Below are 23,751 nucleotides of genomic sequence, written 5' to 3' on the forward strand. Positions count from 1 at the left end.
GCAAATTTTTAAGATTTTGTAAAGTTCAAAGGAGCGCGTGACAGAGAAAAGGAAGTATAGTATACTGAGTATATGTTAATAAAGAAATGAGATGAGAAGATGAAAGATACGATGGATCTTTTTGAATATAACGCGCAGGCGCAGCTAAAAAAGGGGAGTCCGCTGGCCTATCGCATGCGTCCTCAGACACTGGAAGAATTTGTCGGACAGCAGCATATCATCGGACCGGGAACGCTGCTGCGCCGGGCAATTCAGGCCGATCAGCTGGGGTCGGTGATCTTTTACGGACCTCCCGGAACAGGAAAGACCACGCTGGCACGCATCATTGCCGGCACGACCAAAGCACATTTCAGTCAGCTCAATGCAGTGACCGCGGGGAAAAAAGATATTGAAGCGGTAATCACGCAGGCGCGCAGCAGCATGGGCATGGACGGTTCGCGTACGATTTTATTTATCGATGAGATCCACCGCTTCAACAAAGCCCAGCAGGATGCGCTTCTGCCGGCCGTCGAGGAGGGCGTGGTAACGCTGATTGGAGCCACCACTGAAAACCCGTATTTTGAAGTCAATCAGGCTCTGTTATCCCGCTCCCGCATTTTTCAGCTCAATCCGCTTAGCAAGGAGGACATCGAGCAGCTGATTTACCGGGCGGTACAGGATGAGGAGAAGGGCATGGGCGCGATGCAGGCCAGCGTCACTCCGGAGGCAGTTAGTTTTCTGGCCGAGGTTTCCGGCGGCGATGCCAGAGCAGCGCTCAGCGCGGTGGAGCTGGGGCTTTTGACCACACCGCCGTCAGCAGACGGAAAGCTAGTACTGGATCTGGTGGCTGCTGAGCAGTGCATTCAAAAAAAGGCCTTTCGCTACGATAAGGACGGCGATGCGCATTATGATGTGCTCAGCGCCTTTCAAAAATCGATTCGGGGCAGCGATCCCGATGCAGCGATCCATTATTTGGCACGCCTCTTAGAAGGCGGAGACCTTAAATCCATTTGCCGGCGGCTTTTGGTCATCGCCTCCGAGGATATCGGACTGGCTTACCCAAGCGCTATTACAATTGTAAAAAGCTGCACGGATGCCGCGCTGCAGGTGGGGCTTCCGGAAGCGCAGATCAATCTGGCGCAGGCCGTTTTGGTACTGGCCACGGCGCCCAAATCCAATTCAGCTGCCGCAGCCATCGGAGCGGCCATGCAGGAGCTGCACGCCAAGGATATCGGCACGGTGCCGCCCCACCTGCGGGATTCCCATTATGTCGGCAGCCAGAAGCTGGGGCACGGCGTATCCTACCTATATCCGCATGATTATCCCAATCACTATGTAAAACAGCAGTATTTGCCGGATGCCCTGCAGGGCGCTCATTACTATGAGCCGGCCGACAATAAAAACGAACGGGCCATCCGAGATTATTTAGGAAAGCTAAAGAATGAAATATAAAACCTTTTGGAAAGATATCAGAAAAAGCATCCGTCATTCAATGGGGCGTTTTTTAGCCATCATGGGCATTGTAGCGCTGGGAGCTGGTTTTTTGGCCGGTCTCAGCGCCGCTGAGCCTGTCATGAAGCTGACGGCCGATCAGTATTATCAGGATACACATTACATGGACATCAAAATTCAGTCCACGCTGGGCCTTACGCAGGAGGACATCGACGCCATTGCCGGCACGCGGGGAGTCTTGCAGGTTATGCCCGCTTACGAGATGGATCTGACGGCAAGGATTGGCGATGCGGACAGCGAGAGCGTGGTCCGTTTTGCCGGCCTGCCGGAAACAATGAACGAGCTCGTACTGCTAAGCGGCCGTATGCCGGAGTCGGAGGGAGAATGCGTCGTGAACGCGGGCAAGGCGGTGGGCGGCGGCATCTCGCTGGGCGATGAGCTGACGGTGCTGGAGGAGGGTCTAAAGCGAGAAAGCTATACGGTGGTAGGGCTGGTTAACAGCGCGCAGCACCTGAGTATGACGCTGGGCTCTACGGCGAAGGGGAGCGGCCGGCTGGCGCTGATTGCCTATGTGCAGGAGGGACAGTTTGAGCAGGAGGTTTATACGGCTGCTTATGTGCGCGCAGAAGGTGCTGAGAGACTGAGTGCGTATTCAAGTGAATATGAGATGATGACGGATGCGCTGGTAGAGCGGCTGGAGGAGACAGGGACGGAGCGCACGCAGCTGCGCTATGAGGAGATGCTGGATCAGGCGAGGGAAAAGCTTGCTCAGGCACAAACGGAGTACCAGCAGGAAAAGGATAAGGTGCAGACGGAGTTAAAGGAAGCAGATGATGAGCTCAGTACCCATGAAAAGGAGCTGCAGGAAGGGCAGCAGCAGATGGAGGCGGGCACGCAGCAGTATGAAACGGGTGTGGCCGGTTTGGAGGCTGCCTGGGGTTCTTATGAAGCAGGGAAGGCTGAGTTTGAGGAGCACAAAAAGAGCGCAGAGGAAAATTTGGAAAAAAGCCGTCAGCAGCTGACAGAAAAGTCGCAGCAGCTTGCTGCGGCCAAGACGGAATGGGAAGCTCAGGCACCAGCACTGGCAGAGGCGGAAAAGCAGCTGCAGCAGGGAGAGGAGGCATTGCTGCAGGCAAAGCAGGAGCTGGACGGGCAGGCGGCGGTGCTGGATGAACAAAGGCAGCGGCTTGACGAGGCCTATGCGGCCCTGCAGGCTCAGAAGGATGAGCTTTCGGAGGAGGCTTATCAGGAAAAGCTGGCCGAGTGGGAGGCGCAGAGTCAGGACTTTTTTGAAAAGCAGACAGAGCTGGCCGGCGCTATGCTGATCTGGCAGGGAAAGCAGGAGGCGCTGGAGCAGCAGAAGGCTCAGCAGCAGGCTGCGAAAAGTGCGTATGAGGCAGCAGGAGCAGAGCTGAAGGAGCAAGAGGCGGCGCTTGCAAAGGCTGAGGAGGCATTTGCTCAAACCGAACAGAAGGTGCGCGGACAGCTGCAGGAAGCACAGCAGGGGCTGGAGGAAATACGCGGCCGGCTGCTGGAAAAGGAAGCGGAGCTGAGAGCAGCGCAAAAGGAGCTTACGCAAAGCCAGACAGATCTGAAAAATGCTTCTATGCAGATTGCAGACGGACAGAGGGAGCTTTCGCGGGCGAAAAAGGAAGCGGAGAAATCATTTGCAGAGGCCTGGGAGGAGATTGAGCAGGGCCGCGATCAGCTAAGTGAAATTCCAAAGGCAGAATGGTATGTGCTGGACCGGGATATGGATGAGAGCTTTGTTAGCTTTGAAAATGATGCGGAGCGCATGGGCAAAATTGCGATTGTATTTCCGTGGATGTTTTTCATTGTGGCGGCGCTGGTATCGCTGACGACGATGACGCGCATGGTAGAAGAGGAGCGTTTGCTCATCGGCACCTATAAGGCGCTGGGGTTTAGCAGCGGCCGGATTTTGATGAAGTATCTGACATATGCAGCTTTAGCCAGCGCAGTAGGAGCAGTTTCTGGTATTGCGCTGGGCTTTGAGGTGCTGCCAAGGGTGGTTTGTAAGGCATATGGAACGATGTATATGCTGCCGGAAACGCAGATAAAATTTTACTGGGGCAAAGCGCTGATTGCAGGAGGGACAGCTCTGGCATGCACGCTGGGAGCGACGGTGATGGCCTGCCTGCGCTGCCTAAAGGAGAAACCGGCTATGCTGATGCAGCCTGCCGCGCCTAAAGCAGGAAAACGTATTTTGCTTGAGCGTTTTACGCTGCTTTGGCGGCATATGAAGTTTACGCAAAAGGTGACAGCGCGGAATTTGTTTCGCTATAAAAAGCGGTTATTTATGACGATTATCGGCATTGCCGGCTGTACGGCGCTTCTGCTGACAGGCTTTGGCCTCAAGGATTCCGTGATGGATATTGTGGAAAATCAGTACCACAAGATATACGCATATGATGGCATTCTGGGAATTCAGGATGAAGCAGACAGCCGGCGTTTGGTAGAAGAAAATAAGGAGCTGGGCAGGTATCTGTATGTATCTGCTAAGCTTGCGGATATCAAAACAAGTGAAGCTGTGATGAGTGCGTATGTATATGTGCCGGAAAATGAGGAGGAGCTTACTACGCTGATTGCCTTTCAGTCGCGTCAAACCGGAAAGCCCGTTGTATTTGACGAGAGCCATATTGTCATTACAGAAAAGCTTGCGGATAAGCTGGGGGTCAAGGAAGGAGATATGATTTCTCTGAAGGACCGGGACGGACTTGATACGGCACTTACCGTGGGCGGCATTACGGAGAATTATCTGTATCATTATGTATATTTGCCGCGCTGCGTCTATGAGGATACGCTAGGCTTTGAGCTGAGCTTTAACCAGATTTTATTTAAAAGCGAAACGCCGGAGCTTGTGAGGGATCAGTTTACGGGCGCCGAGGGAATCTCTACTGTACAACTGCTGGAGGATATTATTGACCCTGTCAGGAAAATGCTGGCGAGCCTGAATTTAGTCGTAGTGGTGCTGATTATTTCTGCCGGCCTTTTGGCCTTTATCGTGCTTTATAATTTGACCAATATCAATATTACAGAGCGGCAGAGGGAGCTGGCAACGATTAAAGTACTGGGCTTTAGGCCTATGGAAGTGGGGGCCTATATTTTCAGAGAAACGACTTTGTTAACGCTGCTTGGTTGTATGGCAGGCCTTTTAGGCGGCATTGGCATGCATCGTTTTGTCGTCACTACGGCAGAGGTGGATATGGTGATGTTTGGGCGGGGCCTGCATGGAATCCATTTTTTGTGGGCAGTTGCCGCTACGCTGCTTTTCTCTGCCTTTGTAGATTTTGTTATGTATTTTAAATTAAAGAAGATCAGCATGGTAGAATCTTTGAAGTCAGTAGATTAAATTTGTCAAGTAGTTTGGCCGAATTTTTTGGCGAAAATTTCTGCGAAAAGGGTTGCGCTTGGCGGATGAAATGACTATAATAAATGCAGAAGATCTGCCTGGAGTGTTCGATACCCTGTTATTTTGAACCTACACCTTTGAAACGGGAGTTCTATCATGTCATTATGGGATGTCAGGCCTCATTTTTCCTCCTATATGTTTATAGGACGACAGAGGAAGGCTGAACATAAACTGCGAACACCCACCTAGCATTTTGCTAGGGATCAAAAGATCAGGACCGGCATTCTGGGGGATTTTTCCGCATGGGGGCCCGTGGCTCAGTTGGGAGAGCGTTCGGTTCGCATCCGAGAGGTCGAGGGTTCGAATCCCTTCGGGTCCATATAGTTTTAAATTGTATACAAAAAGAACTCCCTTTGGTTTTAGGGAGTTCTTTTGTATCAAGAAAGAGATTGAATAACGCGAGATTTTATCCTGTTCTTGATGGTAGGTTACAGTTTCATGTAAATTTACGCATTGGGAAGAATTTGGTCACCAATCTTGAAGAAGGTACCGCCGCCCCAGCCGACCACTGACTTGAGTTCGTTGACAGGCATTGGTCCTTTGTCTTCTATGGCTTTTTCTGCGAACTGCTCTTCGACCAATGTATTTCTGATTTTACAGATATAAATTTCGCTGTCGTCAAGCGGGATTGTCTGCTTGACTTCCAGCTCGAAGACCCACGGACTTTTTTCCAGAATGGGGACATCCAGGACACGTCCTTTGGAGATCGTGGCGTCCACTTTCATTTTATCGGCATCATAACCTGACTTATTTCCAAAATAGTTGGCAAGAGAAAGGAGCTCCTCTGTGACTAGGTTAGCTGAAAAACGGCCTGTGGAGTGAATGCGGTCTTTGGTTAGTTTTTCGCCTCCGATACAGGCCATAACGCTCAGTTCTCCGTCCCAGCAAAAGCCAAACCAGCAGAACAGGCCGAAATTTGGAGATCCGTCTTCCTTATAGGTTCCATAGGTATAAAATGTCTGGGGACAGCAGGCATTTGAGGGATGTGGTAAGGATACTTTCATGTTGTTTTCCTCCTAATTATTAATTCTCTCTGTATTTTCACACAGATCCTTCTATATAAAATAATACTATATAGTATTAAATATGTCAAGAACAATTTTACATGGTCTGCTGCAAAGCAAACGCTTAGTATTGTTGACAAAGGGGGTTAAAAAGGGGTATAATGGCCTGCAAAAATCTATTATTACCTTTGTGTTCTGAAGGCAAAATCAACAGGAAAGAATAAAAGCGAAATGAGGTAAACAATTTGAAATGCATCTTGATGCACAAACGAATCAAAGTAGCAGAAGTTGAACTGGACGATGCGACCGGGCTCATACAGAAAGTCGGCACGGTGTATGCAGCGGATCATTTGCCAGTGGGCGTTTTAGTGCGAAAAGGGATTACTGACCGGGCAGCGCTGAATGAGTGGTGGACCGATCGGTCTATTCCTGCAAGCCGATCTGGCGTGCGCGAAGCACTGGAAAAGATGGAGATTGCCAACACCAAAATGTTGTTGACGCGCTGTTACGGACTGAGTTTGTCGGATCAGTATTGGATTTATCCTAAAGGCTCTAAGCTGGTTTGGGACAGTATCAACTTCTTTGAAAATGATTTTTCCGATGATATCGGTGATGTTCTGTTCGGAGCGGATAAAACGGCAGACGGTTTGGATTTTTCTTCACCGGATAACACCTCAGATGGTAACTTGAAAAAGCGGTGGAAAATTATAACGGTAAGCGGTGCCTTGTTAAGGGCGGCAGCAATCCGTTTCGTCAGCAGCCTTTTAATGAGGTCATCGCTGCTGGGATCATGGAACGACTCAGCATTCCTCATGTGCCGTATACGGTCACATGGAATAAAGGAGCGCCCTACAGTGTATGTGAGGATTTTGTTACGGAAGATACAGAGCTAATTCCCGCTTGGCGCATTCTGAAAACGCAGAAAAAGAACAACGATACTTCGCTCTACCGGCATTTTATAAACTGCTGTGAAGCATTAGGCATCAAAGGCGCAGTACCTTTTCTGGATCGGATGATTGTGCTGGACTATATCATTGCCAATGAAGACCGGCATCTTAACAATTTTGGTGTGCTTCGGGATGCCGAGACGCTTCAATGGATCGGCTTCGCCCCTATCTACGACAGTGGCTCTTCCCTTGGCTACGACAAGATTCCCAGACAGATTCGTTCGGAAAAAGAGATCGTCTGTAAGCCTTTTAAAAACCACCATGCGGAGCAATTAAAGCTGGTATCCGATCTTAGCTGGATTGACTTTGACAGGCTTAAGGATGTAAATAAATTGATGGAAAGAGTGCTGACCGCAGACGGCGCCGAAGAATACATGGATGAAATCCGCCGTCGGGCAATTATCATAGCGGCGCAGCAGCGAATTGAATGGCTTTCGCAGCTCGCGATGAGCCAAACGCCGCTGGAGAATTTTTCTACTGAGGATGATGTGGAAGAAAATATTGCCGAGGATTACACGTCGAAAAGGAAATGATAGAGCTCAATTGGGCAGAATGGATCCCCTTCTTTATTATTTTAGAGGAAGAAAGAAATGTATATGGAAACAAAGCGGCTGATGATCCGCCCGTTTGTAAAAACAGACCTAGAAGCATTTAAGAAGCTGTTGGAGATTAAAGAGCTGCCTGGATGGGGTCAGCAAAGGGAGCGAGCAGAGAGCTTTCTGGAGTGGCATATTGCCAATTATCAAAAAATGGATGTAGTCACAGGAACGGTCTGTTTCGGTATTTTTGATAAAGAGACAGGCAAAATTTTAGGAGCGGCTGGCGTAGGAGAGCATGATGATCTGCATGAAACAGAGATTTTTTATCATCTGCTGGAGGAGGCCAGAGGAAAGGGATATGCGGTAGAGGCGGCCAAGGCCATCACAGAGTGGGTGATAACAGAATACCAGCTTCCTTATATAATCGGAACTGCTGCTATCGATAATATAGCCTCACAAAGGGTGCTGGAACGGTGTGGATACCGATTGATCGATGAACAGACATTGCTCGTGCATATAGAAAATAAAAAGTATCGGTTTAAATATTATCGGTTTTATTCTGAAAATAGCTAATATAACTAGGAGGGGATTTCATTGGGAAAATATTGGAAGGACCTTAAGAAGGAGTTTGCGGGGTATAATGGCAGCAAACTAATGAAGGATATCATGGCAGGGCTTACGGTGGCAGCGGTAGCGCTTCCTTTAGCGCTGGCATTTGGTGTAAGCAGTGGAGCTACAGCGGCGGCTGGACTAATCACGGCGATTGTCGGCGGATTTGTGATTAGTCTTTTTGGCGGGGCCTTTTATCAAATTTCCGGTCCTACCGGCGCAATGGCTGCTATTTTAATTTCGATTATTGCGCGGTATGGAATGTCGGGAGTTTTTATAGCGACGATGATGGCCGGTATTTTGCTTGTTTTGGCCGGCGTTTTACATCTCGGGAAGCTGACTGCGTATATCCCCATGCCGGTAATTGCAGGCTTTACATCAGGAATTTCCGTTATTATTGCGCTCGGGCAGCTAGATAACTTCTTTGGCGTTACTTCGACAGGAGGCTCTGCTGTAGAAAAATTGCTTAGCTATTTTTCCGGCGGATTTTCACCGAACTGGGTGGCAGCAGTGATTGGACTGCTTGTGATTTTATTTCTTGTATTTTATCCTAAAAAGTGGAATGCAGCGGTTCCGGCATCGCTGGTGGCAATTATCTTGTCTACGGCAGCTGCCATGCTGTTTAAGCTAGAGGTTGGATGTGTGGGGGAGATCCCTTCATCATTAATCCTCAGTGATCATCTTTCTTTTTCAGCATTTAGTTTTTCCAGTGTGCAGGGGCTGTTTGCTCCGGCGGTCAGCATTGCAGCGCTGGGAATGGTGGAGAGCCTGCTGTGTGGTGCGAGTGCCGGGCGGATGACAGGCGTGCGTTTGAATAATAACCGTGAGCTCATTGCGCAGGGCATCGGCAATATCGTATCGCCTATGCTTGGCGGAATTCCTGCGACAGCCGCGATTGCGCGGACAAGCGTCGCCATTAAATCAGGAGCGCAGACAAGGCTTACCGGTATGTTTCATTCTGTATTTCTGCTGATATCCATGCTGGCTTTGGGTCCGGTTATGTCCCGCATTCCCTTATCGGCACTAGCCGGCGTTTTGATCGTAACAGCCTGGCGCATGAATGAATGGCATACAATACAATATATCTTTTCCAAGAAATTCAAGGGTGCCATTTTGAAGTTTTTGGCGACTATGCTGGCAACGATCTTTTTTGATTTGACGGTAGCGATTGTGATCGGAGTAGTGATTGCATTGCTTCTGCTGGCAGTCAGGTTGTCCAAGCTGGAAATCAACTATGATCAGGTAGATCCGGGACGCTTGAATAGCCGGGTTACTCCTTTGTCTGCCGTTTATGAGCATGCGGAGGTAGTATACATAACAGGAGCGCTTATCTTTGCCAATACGCAGATGATCACCGATATGACAGAGCGTTTGAGTCAAAAGTCCGTTGTTCTCTTTTCCATGAGGGGCACCTCTTATATGGACATATCAGGAGCACAGGCCTTTTTGGAGCTTGTGCAGGCGCTACAAGAAAAAGAGATTCCGGTTTATATCTGCGGTGTGCCGGAAGGTGTGAAGCGGATGATGGAGCGCAGCGGAATTGCAGAGTATGTTGGTCAGGAAAATTTTTATTGGAGCGTGGAGCGCGCGCTTAGCCGGTAAGCGCAAAGGTTAATACAAGAAACTGGCAGCGCTGCAGGTATATTTTTTGCAGGGCATGGGTCTGGGAGGCTCCTGCTGCGGCAGCTTACCGGCCAGCATGTCCTGAGAGCCCTGCAGAATGCCGGGAATAATATCGGGAGTTACGGGGTAGGTGCCATGAGAGGGCCAGATCGAATCAAAGGCGCCAGATAGGTTCAGTATTTTGCGAAGGCTGTGCTGAAAGGCTTGTATATTGCGGCCGGCGCCAAACATGAAAATATTGCCGTCTTGAATGGTATCACCTGAAATGAGCATACGCTTTTTCCGTTCTAAGAGCATGATGCTTCCGGGGGTATGTCCGGGGGTCAAAAGCACCTCGAATTGCCAGTGTCCTAAATCAATAATATCTCCCTCCCAAAGAGGAGCGATATCTGGCAGATGGCAGCCCTGGGGCAAGGTGCTTTGATAGCGCTCCATTTCGGAAGGATGCATATACAGAGAGCTAAAATCTTGATTACAGCCGGTATGGTCTTTATCGGCATGGGTGTTCACTAAAAATACGGGCAGATCCGTTAGTTCTTTGACCATACTGCGCAGGGGCAGAGTGCCAAATCCGCTATCAACGAGCATGGCAGAGGCTTCTCCCTCAAATAAAAAAGAACGGACGCCGTTTTCTTCGAAGATCCAGAAATGATCAGAAATTTTAATTGTGTGGTTCATTGGTTGCCTCCAGAAAATTTGATTGCTTTCATTATAAATCGGAAGCATAGATTTTTCAACTCAGGCATGCATGCAGAATCGGAAAATGATGGAAAGGAAAATCTCAGAAAAGTGCTTGACAACTCACTATAAGCAGACTATAATATCAAAGTGCGACTAAAAGAGTCGTTAGTGCTGTAGTGGAATTTAATCCACTAGCCCCGGATTCCAATTTCAGACTACGGCAAATAGACAAGGAGTGTAAAGTTTCATGAAGACTTATATGCCGAGCGGTAAGAATATCGAGAGAAAATGGTATGTAGTTGATGCAGAAGGACAGACCCTTGGTCGTCTTGCTTCTCAGATTGCCGCAATTCTTAGAGGAAAAAACAAACCAGAATTTACTCCCTTCTTGGATATGGGAGATTATGTCATTGTTGTGAATGCCGAGAAAATTCATTTAACCGGTAAGAAATTGGAAAACAAGATTTACAGCACCCATACAGGACAGCCTGGTGGTTTGCGTGAAATGAGCTATAAGCAGCTGCTGCAGAGCAAGCCTGAGCTTGCGGTTAAAACAGCTGTCAAAGGTATGTTACCCAAGAATTCATTAGGCCGTGATATGATTAAGAAGCTGAAGGTTTACAGTGGTCCTGAGCATGGTCATCAGGCGCAGCAACCCGAAGTACTCAACATTCAGGCATAAGGAAAGAAAGGAGACATAAATCATGGCTGTTACACAGTATTATGGTACTGGCAGAAGAAAATCCAGCGTTGCACGTGTATACCTGAGACCCGGTACCGGTAAAATTACCGTTAATAAAAGAGATTTAGATCAGTATTTCGGCCTTGAGACCTTGAAGACAATCGTTCGTCAGCCTCTGACCCTTACTGAGAATGTAGATAAGTTTGATGTATATGTAAATGTAGCCGGCGGCGGACTGACAGGTCAGGCCGGTGCCATTAAACATGGCATTGCTCGCGCCCTTTTGAATGTGGATCCGGAGCTTCGTGCCGCTTTAAAGAAAGCTGGTTATTTGACTCGTGACCCCAGAATGAAAGAAAGAAAGAAATATGGTTTGAAGGCTGCTCGTCGTGCACCGCAGTTCTCCAAACGATAATCGTAGAGTGCAATGTATTAAACCCCCCGAAAGCCTTGAGTTTTCGGGGGTTTTTGATTGTTATGATGAGAAAAGAAGTGTGATTTTAGAAGGATAAAAGCTGTACGGAATCGTTGTAACAAAAAAGCTGCGAGGAGTTGAAGTTCGCAGCTTTTTTTCCGTGATCAGTGCTGATATTAGCAGTAGAATAGGTTTGTAAACAGGGAAGACAAATGAAAAGACGCATACAGCAAATTTTAATAAGAAGATTCCCCCTTTCCAATTGAAGGGATACTTATAGGCCAAGAGGCCGCGTCTTGTGTGAGAAATAAAGATGCGAACAGCAATTTCTATCACTGCTATTGCCCATTAAGGGGCGACTGCCGATAGGCAGCATATGGCCCGGTGAGATTCCGAGCTAGCAAGAAAAGCATCTTGGCTCACATCCCTGTTTCAAGTGACGCTTTGTTTTTAATCTATTTAGAAAAGGAGAAAATTATGCTGAATTACATTAAAGCGGAAAGCAATAGGACTACGACTGAAAATGGTGCCGCCGCATATGCAACAAGCGGCTCTGAATGTCTGGATCTGTTTGCCACCATTGGTGCGCTCAGACATGAGAGCGAGAAAAAAATCGTAGTTCGTTTTGTGCGTGCATATGCTGAAAATGCTGATATGGCAATGAAGATCCTTTTCTTTGCGCGGGATATTAGAGGAGGGCTTGGTGAGAGACGCGTGTTTCGTACGATTTTTGCCTGGCTTGCTCAAAACGAGTCTGCTGTCGTTAGGAAAAATATGGAATACGTGGCAGAGTTTGGGCGTTTTGATGATTTGCTTGCGCTTATGGATACGCCTTGCGAGAAAGAAATGCTTGAATTTCTAAAAAAGCAGTTTGTGCAGGATATGATATGTCTTGAGCGGGGGGAAACTGTTTCTTTGCTTGGTAAGTGGCTTCCCTCTGTCAATGCGTCAAATCAGCAAACGGTGCAGCAGGCAAAAAGAATTGCAAAAGCATTTAACATGAAGCAGGCGGCCTATAGAAAAGCCGTGGTAGCTCTTCGAGCTCAGATTCAGATCATTGAAAATCATCTTCGGAAAAGGGAGTATTCTTTCGAATATGAAAAACAGCCCTCTAGAGCGCTTTACAAGTATAGAAAGGCATTTATGAGAAACGATAAAGAAAGATACAGTGCGTTTCTTTCTCAAACTATCTCAGGAAATGTTAAATTGCATGCAGATCACGTGTGTCCTTACGAATTGGTAGAGCCCTATTTGACGCCTGAGTGGTGGAGGCAGAAATCTTTTATGAAAGATATCTCTTCAGATGAAAAAGCGGCGCTCAATGTAACATGGGAGGCGATTCCTGATTTTGCAGGAGATGAAAACGCGATTGCAGTCATTGATACCTCTGGTTCTATGTACTGCGATGCAAAACCGATTCCGGCAGCAGTTGCGCTCTCTCTTGGGCTGTATTTTGCAGACCATAACAAAGGGGTGTTTAAAAATCATTTCATTCAATTCTCAAAGAGACCACAGCTGATTGAGATTAAAGGGGAAACTTTTGTTGACCGTCTTCGGTACATAACAACCTTTAATGAAATTGCGAATACAAATTTGGAGGCAGTGTTTGATTTGCTTTTAAAAGCAGCGGTCGACCATCATGTAAGACAAAACGAGATGCCGGCAAAGCTGATTATCATTTCGGATATGGAGTTTGATTCCTGTGTTTGCAATGTTTCTGAGACGAATTTGAATCAGGCAAAGCAGCAGTATCAAGCCCATGGCTATCAGCTTCCGGAGATTGTTTTCTGGAATGTTGCCAGCAGAAATCGTCAGCAGCCGGTTACGATGAATGAACAGGGCGTTGCATTGGTTTCCGGAGCAACACCGAGAATTTTTTCTATGGTCGTTGGTGGCAAATTATCTCCTTACGCATTTATGCTGGAGGTACTGGAAGGGGAGCGCTATGCGAAAATAGCCGCATAGCGCCGGTGTGAATATTTCTGAGGAGACAGAGAGATGAGGTATAGATTGTTTTTGTACAGCTCTGTCGAGATGACAGGAGATCCGCTGGCCGCTGAAGCGATTGATTGGCTGCAGGATTTTGATATAGAAGAAGTCAGGAGACAGATAGAATCAATTCTTAAGGATAGATGCAGGGTCAATATATGGGAAATTCCTGCGAGGAAAAGCCAGAGGAGGATTTTGGCAATCGCAACTTCGTATTTGCGCATTCATGAAGTTTTACCATGGCTGTATGCAATTACTATGGAGAATGGACTTGTATTATATGATGCGGAGATAAAAAAGTCTTATCTAAAAGAGCTGGTAGATTATGAATTTATTTCTTTTAAGCGAAGAGAACAAGAAATGAAAAATATTATTCTTAAAGAAGTCAGAGCGCTCTGGAAGATTAAAAAAATTTTTACAGCTGAAAGTGCACAAGATAAGAGCAGTGCTTTTGTGGTAACGCTGAAAAAAGAGGCAAAGGTCTCTTTTGCAGAAAGAACAAAGCAGTTTTATGAATGTTTGAAAGGTCACTTATTAGCTGACGAAAATCTGAGCTATGAAAATAACTGCTTTGTTATTGCAAAGGGGGCGTATTCTATTATCTATTGCTTAGAAGGTTATAAAAAGCATGCGAATCAAAGAGGATATGTAAGAGATGGCCGTATCTGTACCTCCCTGCTGCATAGAATGGGCACGGAAGAGGCCTTTAAATGGTTAAAAGGGTGTTCAGAGACGGAGATAAAGGAGATCAATCAATATATGCATTTTCAAGAAATGAAGGAGGACTATCCTGATCCATCTGATCGCTTTGCAGCTAGTATTCGTACTGCTAAAAAAAAGAAGAAAAATGTTAAGAGACTTTAGGCTTAATAAAGAAATTTAAGTTTCCCTGCTTTTCATATGATAAAAACTAGGCAAGCTCCTTCAAAGCGCTGCATAAACTAGAAAGAATAAAAAAGAAATACAGCGCTATGGTGTATTTCCGAAGGGAGAAGCTATGATCATTCATATCGTAGAGCAAGGCGAGACAATCTGGAGTATCGCTGCCAGATATCAGATATCACCACAGCGAATTATCAGTGATAATGGACTAGAAAATACACGCAATCTGGTCATCGGGCAGGCACTGGTTATCTTGCAGCCGGAAGTCATACATACCGTGCAAAGGGGAGAAACCCTTACATCTATTGCGCAAATGTACGGCACAACCGAGATGGAGCTGATTCAGAATAATCCAGTGCTTGTCAGCAGTCCTTATCTGCGGGCCGGAGAGCAGCTGGTCATTCGGTTCCAGGGCGAAAAGGGCCGTGAGCTAACGGTCAATGGATATGCCTATCCGCATATCAATCGCAGCGTGCTGTATAGGGCGCTGCCATATCTAACCTATCTGACCATTTTTGGATATGGATTTACTATGGAGGGAATTTTAATCCCTACGCCTGATGAAGAGCTGATTCAGATTGCCAGACAATTTCAGGTCGGCCCAGTCATGCTCATTTCTTCAATCACCGAGGATGGCAATTTCAGCAGCGAAAGAGCCAGTCAGCTTTTTCAAAACGCAGAGCTGCAAAACAGGGTGCTCGATGCGGTCATAGAGACCATGCAGCAGAAGGGGTATATCGGACTAGATATTGATTTTGAATTTATTGAAGCCGAGGATGAAGAGGCCTATTTGGCCTTTTTAGAGAACGCGGCGGCCAGACTGCATGCGGAAGGCTATTTTATGAATGCAGATCTTGCACCGAAAACTTCATCTTCGCAGGCAGGCTTGTTATATGAAGCCCATAATTATGCGGCAGTAGGAGCAATTGCCGACACGGTTCTGGTGATGACATATGAGTGGGGATACACCTATGGGCCGCCAATGGCAGTCGCACCCTTAAACAAAGTCCGAGAGGTATTAAACTATGCGGTGACCGAAATTCCGCCTGAAAAGATCCTGATGGGAATTCCCAATTATGGATACGACTGGCCGCTTCCGTTTGAAAAAGGAACAACGCGAGCGGAAACGATCGGCAATCAGCAGGCCATCGAAATTGCAGCGCGCTACGGCAGTACAATTCAGTATGATACGCTTTCGGCCTCCCCTCATTTTGAATATTATGCCCCAACGGGGATCAAGCATGTGGTATGGTTTGAGGATGCCCGCAGCATTCAGGCAAAGCTGCAGCTTTTAGAAGAACTGCAGCTCCTTGGCGCTGGCTATTGGAACGTGATGCGGCCCTTTGCGCAAAACTGGGCCGTGCTAAACGCCATGCACAGAATTCGCAAAATCACTTAACCAGAGCAGCAATCAGGCAGTCCACATCCTCCTCGGCAGTAGCCCAGCTGGTACAAAAGCGGACAGCGCTATGCGCATCATCCATTCGCTGCTGATATTCAAAAGCAAAATTCGGGGCCAGAGCCTCTAATACGGTATCCGGCAGAATCACAAATTGCTGATTCGTCGGGCTGTCAATCAAAAACTCATATCCAGCCCGTTCACAGGCCGATTTCAGCTTCATTGCCAGCGAAACAGCATGGCGCCCCAGTTCAAAATAAAGGCCATCCCGCAGCAGCTCCTCAAATTGCAGCCCAAGAAGCCGGCCCTTAGCCAGCATTCCGCCCCGCTGCTTGATCAGATAGCGAAAATCTGACTGCAGAGCCGGATGCAGAATCACGGCGGCCTCGCCAAACAGGGCACCCACTTTGGTGCCGCCAATATAAAATACATCACACAGAGAGGCCAGATCCGGCAGCGTCAGATCATTAGAGGCAGCGGCAAAGCCGTAAGCAAGGCGCGCGCCATCCATAAACAGATATAATCCATGGGCAGAACAAACCTCGTGCAGCGCGGTGAGTTCTGCCTTTTGATAAATGGTGCCAAGTTCAGTGGGATTAGAGATATAGACCATTTTAGGTTGCACCGTATGTTCAAAGGCAGAGCTGGCATAATGCGCATTCACAGCGGCCTCAACGGCAGCTGCAGAAATTTTTCCATTTTCAGAGGGAAGGGCCAGCACCTTATGTCCGCAGGCTTCAATAGAGCCCGTTTCATGCACATGGATATGGCCGGTATCTGCGCACAGCACCCCTTGATGCGGCCGCAGCGCGGCTGCTATTACGGTAAGGTTGGTCTGCGTGCCGCCCACCAGAAAATGCACGGCAGCCTCCGGGGCATGGCAGAGACCGCGAATGGTTTCCGCCGCTTGGCGGCAATACGGATCCTCACCATAGCCAGGCGTTTGCTCCATGTTGGTAGACACTAATTTGGCGAGCAGCCGCGGATGGGCGCCCTCGCAGTAATCGCTGTTGAATCGAATCATAACGGCCTCCGTTTAATATACGATTTTGTCAAGAATACCGCTCAGACAGGCGATGGCGATCCCATAGTTGCACATGGGAACCTGCTGCGCAGCGGCCTGTTCTAGGCGGTTTAATACATAGCGGCGGTTGAACATACAGGCGCCGCAGTGAATGATGAGGTCATAGGAAGAAAGATCGGCAGGGAAATCGGTGCCGCGGACAAAGTCGATGGCAAGGGCTTCGCCAATGCGCTGGCGCAGGAGCTTGGGGATTTTGACCCGGCCGATGTCCTCGGTGAGAGGCGCATGCGTACAGGCTTCTGCAATGAGTACGCGTGAATTTGGCGTGAGCTGCTCAATCGCGGCAGCGCCGGCAACAAATTGCTGGATATCGCCCTTATAACGGGCGAAGAGGACGGAAAAAGAGGTAAGCAGGCTTGCGGCAGGCTTATGGGCGTATACAAAAGCGAAGGCCTGCGAATCGGTGATGATGAGCTTGGGAGGCTCTGCTAATGAGGCAAGCGCCTGCTCCATGGTGGCGGTGGTGCAGCTGATGATGATGCAGTCATGATCCAGCAGATCGCGCGTGGTCTGCACCTGCGGCAGGATGAGGCGGCCCTTGGGCGCCTGCAGATCCTGCGGCATCACAAGCAGGACCGTATCGCCGGGCTGCACCAGATGAGCCGTGATGGATTCAGCCTGATAATCCTCTGGCAGCAGGCGCAGCAGCCGTTCCTTTAAGGCGGCAAGGCCGTCGCCCGTGGAGGCGCTGACCAATACAGGTTTCTCGTGGCAAAGCGTCTCAATCTGCGCGCTGAGCGAAGCACAGTCGGAGCGGACATCTGACTTATTGATGACAGGGATCACCGGGATTTTTTTGGCCTTCAGCTGCTCCAGCCAGCTCAGCTCCTGGGCTGACGCCTCAGAAAAAAGAAGCAGTGCAATATCGGTACGCTGCAGTGCCTCCTGCGTTTTTTGTACGCGCATAGCGCCAAGCGCGCCCTCATCATCAAATCCGGCCGTATCGATCCAGACCACAGGGCCAACGCCGTGCAGTTCCATAGATTTATAGACGGGGTCGGTCGTCGTGCCCGCTATGTCAGACACAACGGCAAAGGCTTGACCGGTAAGTGCATTTAAAAGAGAAGATTTTCCGCTGTTTCGAGGGCCGAAAATGCCGATATGCAGGCGGTTGGCCCGCGGTGTATTTTGTAAGCTCATAGTATTCCTCCATTCCGAAGCGCTTTAGCGCATGACAAAAGTCATAAAACCTTTATCATTGTAACGCAATTTCGGCGCAGAGTCTAGCAATAAATTTGTTGAAAGTTGCCGCTATGGGCTGTACTTTCAGGCTGTTTATGTGATACAATGGACAGAAGACGGAAAAGTGAGGAGGAATCCTAAGTGCTCAGGGGATTGGGCAGAAAAGGGTGATGTCTTGAAATACGGCACCCAATTTTCTGACGGGAAAAAGAAATATGAAAATTGCAATCATCAGTTTTTGGCATGTACACGCCCGCAGCTATGTACAGGAAGCGCTTACGATACCAGGCGTGGAGATCGCGGCCGTGTGGGATGAGGATCCGCAAAGGGGACGGAAATGGGCGCAGGAGCTGGCGTGTCCATACGAAAAGGATTATGCTGCTATTTTAGAAAATGAAGAAATCGAAGGGGTCCTGCTGTGTGCGCCTACGGCCATGCATGCAGAGCTGTTGCTGCAGGCAGCGCAGGCCGGCAAGCATATCTTTACTGAAAAGGTGCTCACCCTCACGCTGGCGCAGGCACAGGCAGTGCAGCGCGCTGTGAGGGAAAATCAAGTTCGTTTTGCCATTTCCTTTCCGCATAAAACGCGGCGGGATCTGCTATTTGTAAAAAAACTAGTTGAGGACGGAGCGCTTGGCCGGCTTACCTATGCCAGAGTGCATAACTGTCATAATGGCAGCAGCGCCGACTGGCTCCCGGCCTCCTTTTATGATCCGGCGCAGAGCGGCGGCGGCGCCATGATCGATCTGGGCGCGCATGGGCTTTATCTGCTGCCCTGGTTTTTAGGCGAGGCGCAGACGGTGCAGTCCACTTTTACACAGGCAGAAAGCCGCGGCGTGGAGGACAATGCGGTCAGCGTATTCACGTTTGCGCAGGGCGCGATCGGCGTGGCCGAAACGGGATTTGTCCAGCGCTATGACCCCATGACAGTGGAGGTGGTGGGGACAGAAGGCGCTGTATTCGTCCGTGCGGGCGAAGCTGTCCGGCTCTGCAATGCTGCCACTGACGGCAAATGGTGCAGCATAGAGGAGGATCAGCTGCCGAAGGGGCTTCCCAGCGCATTGCAGCAATGGGTCAATGCAGTTGAGCTGCATATGGGGACTCTTTGCGATATTGAGGAGGCAGTCTCGCTCACACGGCTGATGGAGGCAGCGTATCGCTCCGCGCAGCTGGGGCAGGCTGTGAAGCTATAAGAAAGGATGTATATATGAGAAAGTTAATCGGTGATAAAGCATTTTATAAGATGGTACTGCTGGTAGCCATCCCTATTATGGTGCAAAATGGAATTACCAATTTTGTCAGTCTGCTGGATAATATCATGGTAGGGCGCGTGGGCACGGCACAGATGTCAGGTGTGGCCATTGCCAATCAGCTGCTGTTTGTTTTTAATCTGGCAATTTTTGGCGCCATTTCAGGAGCCGGCATCTTTGCGGCGCAGTTTTTTGGCTCGGGCGATCATGAAGGCGTTCGTTTTACAATGCGCTATAAGCTGATTATCTGCGTTATTTTGCTGGCTATATGCTATGTGCTGATCTGGTTTAAGGGAGAGGAGCTGATTGCGCTCTTTTTAAATGATGCGGATGCTGGCGATGACATTGCGCTTACGCTGCGAGAGGGGAAAAAATATATGCATACCATGCTGGTTGGCCTGGTTCCCTTTATCTTCTCCCAGTGCTATGCTTCAACGCTAAGAGAGACAGGGGAGACCGTACTGCCGATGAAGGCTGGCATCACAGCGGTGTTTGTGAATTTGGCACTGAATTATGTGCTGATTTTTGGCCATTTCGGCATGCCGGCCATGGGCGTGCAGGGAGCGGCTGTGGCTACCGTCATTTCCCGGTTTGTGGAGACGGCAATGATCATGCTGGTTGTGCACAGAAATCAGGATCAATATCGGTTTGCCGAGGGGCTGTACCGCTCGCTTCGTATTCCTAAAACACTGGTAAAGGCGATCACCATCAAAGGAACGCCGCTGATGCTCAATGAGCTGCTTTGGTCAATGGGAATGTCGGTCATCATGCAGAGCTACTCGCTGCGCGGGCTGAGCGCCATTGCTTCGCTTAATATCAATAGTACCGTATTTAATCTATTCAGCACGGTATATTTTGCAATGGGTTCGGCTATCTCTATTATTATAGGGCAGCAGCTGGGAGCCGGCGAGACGGAAAAGGCCAGAGATACGGATGCCAAGCTTATTTTCTTTGCGGTGGCGCTGAGTGCAGCGGTGGGAGTGATTGCCATTGCGGCTGCGCCTCTGATTCCCCAGATCTATAACACCACAGAAGAAGTGAGAGATCTGGCCACACAGCTGATTCAGGTATCGGCGCTTTGTATGCCGCTGGGCTGCTTTGTGCAGACGAGCTATTTCACGCTCCGCTCAGGCGGAAAAACAGTTGTCACCTTCTTGTTTGACTGTGTCTATGTGTGGGTGATTACCATTCCGACCGCCTTCATTTTGGCAAGATTCACAGCGCTGCCCATTGTGCCGCTTTATCTGGTGGTGCAGCTCATGGACATCATCAAGGCCGTAGTTGGGTTTATACTGGTGAAAAAGGGCGTCTGGGTGCACAATATTGTAGCAGCGGCGAAGGAGGAGGCTGTATAATGCTTTGGCAAAGATATCAGGAAATTGAGCAGAGCGTGCAGCGCGCTGCGCAAAAAACAGGCAGAGCCAATGAGAAGATCAAGCTGATTGCGGTCAGCAAAACGAAACCGCTTTCTATGGTCCGGGAGCTGGCAGAGCATGGTGTGCCTATTTTTGGAGAGAATAAGGTGCAGGAGCTGTGTGAAAAGGCAGCTGCCTGCCCTGATCTGGAGTGGCATTTTATCGGGCATTTGCAGCGCAATAAGGTGAGGCAGCTCTTAAAGCAGAGACCAGCGCTGATTCATTCCTTAGATTCACAGCGGCTGGCTGCCGAGATTGAAAAAGAAGCGGAGAAGCAGGGGGTGGAGGTTCCGGTTCTGGTTGAAATCAATATCGGAAAGGAAGCCTCTAAGAGCGGTTTTTTCCCGGAAGAGGCGGCTGCGCAGATTAAGCAGATAGCGCAGCTGTGTCCGCATGTTAAAATCCAGGGGCTGATGTGCGTAGCGCCGGCGGTGGACAAGCCAGAGGAGGCGCGTCCTTATTTTCAGAGGATGGCTCAGCTGCGCCAAGAAATCATGGAGCGGCAGATTCCCGGGGTCAAGATGGACGAGCTTTCAATGGGCATGACAGGTGATTTTGAAGTGGCGATTGAAGAAGGGGCGACAATGGTTCGCGTGGGCACGGCAATTTTCGGAGAACGGGAGTATGACGTATAGGCGCGGCAGGGAGGATGAAATGGCTGAGAAAGAAAATAATGCGGTGCAGAAAGCGATGCAGCAGGAGGAGCTCCTGTATGACCTGGCAGATCTCTTTAAGGTGCTGGGGGATTCTACACGCATTCGCATTTTATGTGTATTATATAATGGAGAAATGTGTGTGAATGATATTGCGGAGGTGCTGGGGATGACGACCAGTGCCATTTCACATCAGCTTAGAACATTAAAGCAGAGCCGTTTGGTTAAGTTCAGACGAGAAGGGAAAACGATTTTTTATGATCTGGATGATGATCATGTTTTCTCCATTTTGCGGCAGGGAATGGAGCATATTCAGGAATAACTGGCAATATGCATAAAAACAAGGGGGGATACCCCTGTAATTTTGCCCCAAAACAGCCAAATAAAGGCTTGCGCCAGTTGTGGAAAAATGCTATAATACGTTCGCATGTTAAAAATGTAGATTATTTGAGAAAAGGATTGTTGGATGAAAAAAAATCTGCGGTTTCGCATCGCTATGCTGGCAGGAAAAGCGGCGATGGCGGCTCAAAAGCTGCTCGGCATGAATGCCACGTATTTTCCCGGGAAGCTGGCAATTCGGCTTTGCCCGGATTTTCTCGGGCGTATTGATAAGCCGGAGACAGTGCTGGGAGTCACGGGGACCAATGGAAAGACGACCTGCTGCAATTTGCTGTTAAATATTTTAACGGATCAGGGATATGATGTGATCAGCAATAAGCTGGGGTCTAATATCAATGCAGGCATTGCCAGTACGTTGATCGGCGGCAGCAGCATGAGCGGAAGGGCCAAGCATAAGATGGCGCTTTTAGAAATTGATGAGCGCAGCTCTCAGAAAGTCTATCCATATATCAAACCGGACTATGTGCTCTGCACCAATCTTTTTCGTGATACGGTGACCAGGGAAGCACATCCGGAGTTTGTCTTTCATTTAATTTCAGATTCTCTGCCAGAGAAAAGCAAACTGATTTTAAATGGGGATGATCTGCTCAGCAGCCGTTTGGCGCCGAATAATCCAAGAATATATTATTCGATTGGGCGTATGCCGTCAGACAGCCCCGTCTGTGAGAATATCGTGAACGATATGAGGATTTGTCCACAGTGCCACGAATTGCTGCAGTATGAATATGTACGCCATCATCATATTGGCCGCGCTGCGTGCCCTAATTGCGGCTTTAGCTCTCCAAAGGCTAAGTATGAAGCGAAGCTGGAAGCAGAGGCGCTGGTGCTGGAGGGGACAAGCTACCGTCTGATGGGGGACAGTCTTTTTAATGCTTATAATTTATTAGGCGTGATTGCTCTTTTAAGAGAGCTTGGCATGGAACGCGAAAAGATAGAAGCTTCGCTGCAGAAGCTGAAGATTGTGGAGTCGCGGTATTCCAGTGAGAAGATCGGCGAAATAACCGTTGTGACGCATATGGCGAAGGGGAAAAATGCGGTTGCCTGTTCCTGTGTATTTGACTATGTCCGCAAGGAGCCGGGGACAAAAGAGGTTATTTTGGCGCTCGATGATTATTTTGACCGTAAAGGTTCTTCTGAAAATATATGTTGGTATTATGATACGGATTTTGAGTTTTTGAATGACGCTTCGATTAAAAGGATTATTGTGGGCGGCGTGCGTGCGCAGGATATCAAGCTGCGGCTTTTGATTGCCGGCGTGCCGGAGGAGAAAATTGTCTGCAGTCATTCGGAGATGGATACGCCCGGGCTTTTGCAGCTGGATGCGGATGCAGTCTATATTTTGCACGAGCTGTATTTGACGGCTGCCGCGATGACGATTCGGGAGCAGGTCAAAGCAAGGCTGCACGAAAAAGAAGGGAGTCAGAGCCATGCAAATTGAAATTTTATACCCTTCTTTTGCCAATCTGTACGGAGAAGCAACGGCGGTGCGCTATTTAACGCAGTGCCTTCCAGAAGCGGAAATCATTCGTACAGAGCTGGGGCAAATACCGGCTTTTGTCAAGGAAAAAGTGGATATGGTGTATATGGGTGGCATGACGGAGGATCAGCAGGAGCTGGTGATTCGGGAGCTACAGCCCTATAAAGCTCGCATAGAAGAGCTGATTGAGCAGAATACGGTATTTCTGATGGTGAGCAATGCGCTGGAAATCTTTGGCCGTTATATTCAAAAAGAGGATGGTACAGAGATAGAAGCACTGGGATTGTTTGAAACGTATGCGAAAAGAAATATGACCATGCGTTATAACTCGCTGGTGCTGGGCCAGATGGAAGGCTTTAAGCTGCTTGGCTATAAATCGCAGTTTTCTCATTCCTACGGCGATAATACAAATGAGTTTTTGTTTGAAACAGAGCGCGGAGCGGGAATCAATCCGGAATCCAAGCTGGAGGGACTGCGGCGCCGTAATTTTATGGCTACCTATCTGCTGGGGCCGCTGCTGGTGTTAAATCCAGCGTTCATGAGGTATCTATTGGGGCTTTTAGGCATAAAGGAGTGCCGCCTGCCTTATGAGGATACTATGCAAGAAGCGTTCAATAGGCGGCTGGCCGAATTTGAAGACCAGAACACCCGCTATTGATA

19 protein-coding genes, 1 tRNA gene, 1 other RNA gene and 1 pseudogene are annotated in these 23,751 nt (G+C 48.7%); 18 read left to right on the plus strand and 4 right to left on the minus strand.

What is annotated here, in order from left to right; genetic code table 11:
• Positions 1–111 precede the first annotated feature (111 nt).
• The 4 genes from HFE64_10755 (at position 112) to HFE64_10770 (ending at position 5,180) form a co-directional block, all read left to right on the plus strand.
• The gene (locus tag HFE64_10755) at positions 112–1,431 is read left to right on the plus strand and encodes a replication-associated recombination protein A (GenBank protein ID MCI8633940.1); all 1,320 of its coding nucleotides are present in this window, start codon (positions 112–114) and stop codon (positions 1,429–1,431) included.
• A complete protein-coding gene (locus HFE64_10760; GenBank protein MCI8633941.1) occupies positions 1,421–4,801 on the plus strand; it encodes an FtsX-like permease family protein in 3,381 nt (1,126 codons plus the stop codon). The genes HFE64_10755 and HFE64_10760 overlap by 11 nt, the downstream gene beginning before the upstream one ends.
• 92 nt (positions 4,802–4,893) lie before the next feature.
• A non-coding RNA gene (ssrS, locus tag HFE64_10765) (6S RNA) lies at positions 4,894–5,097 on the plus strand.
• Between the two features lie 10 nt (positions 5,098–5,107).
• A tRNA-Ala gene (locus HFE64_10770) sits at positions 5,108–5,180 on the plus strand.
• Between the two features lie 127 nt (positions 5,181–5,307).
• Here HFE64_10770 and HFE64_10775 read toward each other — a convergent pair.
• The gene (locus tag HFE64_10775) at positions 5,308–5,865 is read right to left on the minus strand and encodes a flavin reductase (protein MCI8633942.1); all 558 of its coding nucleotides are present in this window, start codon (positions 5,863–5,865) and stop codon (positions 5,308–5,310) included.
• Positions 5,866–6,125: 260 nt separating this feature from the next.
• On the opposite strand from HFE64_10775, the pseudogene HFE64_10780 reads away from it, so the two are divergent.
• The 3 genes and pseudogenes from HFE64_10780 (at position 6,126) to HFE64_10790 (ending at position 9,562) form a co-directional block, all read left to right on the plus strand.
• Positions 6,126–7,345: pseudogene (locus tag HFE64_10780) on the plus strand (excisionase).
• A 57-nt stretch (positions 7,346–7,402) separates the two neighbouring features.
• Positions 7,403–7,924 carry a GNAT family N-acetyltransferase gene (locus HFE64_10785; protein ID MCI8633943.1) on the plus strand — a complete coding sequence of 174 codons (522 nt, stop codon included), beginning with the start codon at positions 7,403–7,405 and terminating at the stop codon, positions 7,922–7,924.
• Positions 7,925–8,005: 81 nt separating this feature from the next.
• The gene (locus tag HFE64_10790; GenBank protein ID MCI8633944.1) at positions 8,006–9,562 is read left to right on the plus strand and encodes a SulP family inorganic anion transporter; all 1,557 of its coding nucleotides are present in this window, start codon (positions 8,006–8,008) and stop codon (positions 9,560–9,562) included.
• Between the two features lie 9 nt (positions 9,563–9,571).
• Here HFE64_10790 and HFE64_10795 read toward each other — a convergent pair whose 3' ends face one another.
• Complete coding sequence (locus tag HFE64_10795) at positions 9,572–10,261, minus strand: MBL fold metallo-hydrolase (protein ID MCI8633945.1); 690 nt, start codon at positions 10,259–10,261, stop codon at positions 9,572–9,574.
• Between the two features lie 250 nt (positions 10,262–10,511).
• On the opposite strand from HFE64_10795, the gene rplM reads away from it, so the two are divergent.
• From rplM to HFE64_10820, 5 genes are all read left to right on the plus strand, one after another.
• Positions 10,512–10,946 (plus strand): 50S ribosomal protein L13, encoded by a 435-nt coding sequence (rplM, locus tag HFE64_10800; GenBank protein ID MCI8633946.1) that lies wholly within the window; start codon positions 10,512–10,514, stop codon positions 10,944–10,946.
• Positions 10,947–10,968: 22 nt separating this feature from the next.
• Positions 10,969–11,361 (plus strand): 30S ribosomal protein S9, encoded by a 393-nt coding sequence (gene rpsI / locus HFE64_10805; protein ID MCI8633947.1) that lies wholly within the window; start codon positions 10,969–10,971, stop codon positions 11,359–11,361.
• 474 nt (positions 11,362–11,835) lie between these two features.
• Entirely contained in the window at positions 11,836–13,326 is a 1,491-nt protein-coding gene (locus HFE64_10810) for a DUF2828 family protein (protein MCI8633948.1), read from the plus strand.
• Positions 13,327–13,545: 219 nt separating this feature from the next.
• Complete coding sequence (locus HFE64_10815) at positions 13,546–14,214, plus strand: hypothetical protein (GenBank protein MCI8633949.1); 669 nt, start codon at positions 13,546–13,548, stop codon at positions 14,212–14,214.
• Positions 14,215–14,347: 133 nt separating this feature from the next.
• Complete coding sequence (locus HFE64_10820) at positions 14,348–15,631, plus strand: LysM peptidoglycan-binding domain-containing protein (GenBank protein ID MCI8633950.1); 1,284 nt, start codon at positions 14,348–14,350, stop codon at positions 15,629–15,631.
• On the opposite strand, the gene HFE64_10825 is transcribed toward HFE64_10820, so the two are convergent.
• Together HFE64_10825 and hydF are read right to left on the minus strand one after the other, a co-directional pair.
• Positions 15,624–16,655 carry an aminotransferase class I/II-fold pyridoxal phosphate-dependent enzyme gene (locus HFE64_10825; GenBank protein ID MCI8633951.1) on the minus strand — a complete coding sequence of 344 codons (1,032 nt, stop codon included), beginning with the start codon at positions 16,653–16,655 and terminating at the stop codon, positions 15,624–15,626. The two genes, HFE64_10820 and HFE64_10825, sit on opposite strands and share 8 nt — an antisense overlap.
• A gap of 12 nt (positions 16,656–16,667) precedes the next feature.
• Positions 16,668–17,855, minus strand: a complete 1,188-nt coding sequence (hydF, locus tag HFE64_10830; GenBank protein MCI8633952.1) for a [FeFe] hydrogenase H-cluster maturation GTPase HydF — start codon at positions 17,853–17,855, stop codon at positions 16,668–16,670.
• Between the two features lie 257 nt (positions 17,856–18,112).
• Here hydF and HFE64_10835 point away from each other — a divergent pair, with 257 nt between their 5' ends.
• The 6 genes from HFE64_10835 to HFE64_10860 all read left to right on the plus strand — a co-directional run bounded on the left by HFE64_10835 (position 18,113) and on the right by HFE64_10860 (position 23,749).
• Entirely contained in the window at positions 18,113–19,090 is a 978-nt protein-coding gene (locus HFE64_10835) for a Gfo/Idh/MocA family oxidoreductase (protein MCI8633953.1), read from the plus strand.
• Positions 19,091–19,104: 14 nt separating this feature from the next.
• Positions 19,105–20,502 carry an MATE family efflux transporter gene (locus HFE64_10840; GenBank protein ID MCI8633954.1) on the plus strand — a complete coding sequence of 466 codons (1,398 nt, stop codon included), beginning with the start codon at positions 19,105–19,107 and terminating at the stop codon, positions 20,500–20,502.
• Positions 20,502–21,197 carry a YggS family pyridoxal phosphate-dependent enzyme gene (locus HFE64_10845; protein ID MCI8633955.1) on the plus strand — a complete coding sequence of 232 codons (696 nt, stop codon included), beginning with the start codon at positions 20,502–20,504 and terminating at the stop codon, positions 21,195–21,197. The genes HFE64_10840 and HFE64_10845 overlap by 1 nt, the downstream gene beginning before the upstream one ends.
• Entirely contained in the window at positions 21,187–21,537 is a 351-nt protein-coding gene (locus HFE64_10850) for a winged helix-turn-helix transcriptional regulator (protein MCI8633956.1), read from the plus strand. The genes HFE64_10845 and HFE64_10850 overlap by 11 nt, the downstream gene beginning before the upstream one ends.
• Before the next feature lie 144 nt (positions 21,538–21,681).
• The gene (locus tag HFE64_10855) at positions 21,682–23,052 is read left to right on the plus strand and encodes a DUF1727 domain-containing protein (GenBank protein ID MCI8633957.1); all 1,371 of its coding nucleotides are present in this window, start codon (positions 21,682–21,684) and stop codon (positions 23,050–23,052) included.
• Positions 23,042–23,749: a hypothetical protein gene (locus tag HFE64_10860; GenBank protein ID MCI8633958.1), complete on the plus strand. Its 708-nt coding sequence runs from the start codon at positions 23,042–23,044 to the stop codon at positions 23,747–23,749. The genes HFE64_10855 and HFE64_10860 overlap by 11 nt, the downstream gene beginning before the upstream one ends.
• Positions 23,750–23,751: the final 2 nt, after the last annotated feature.

Source organism: Lachnospiraceae bacterium, assembly GCA_022794035.1.
Lineage (GTDB): Bacteria > Bacillota > Clostridia > Lachnospirales > Bianqueaceae > CALWPV01.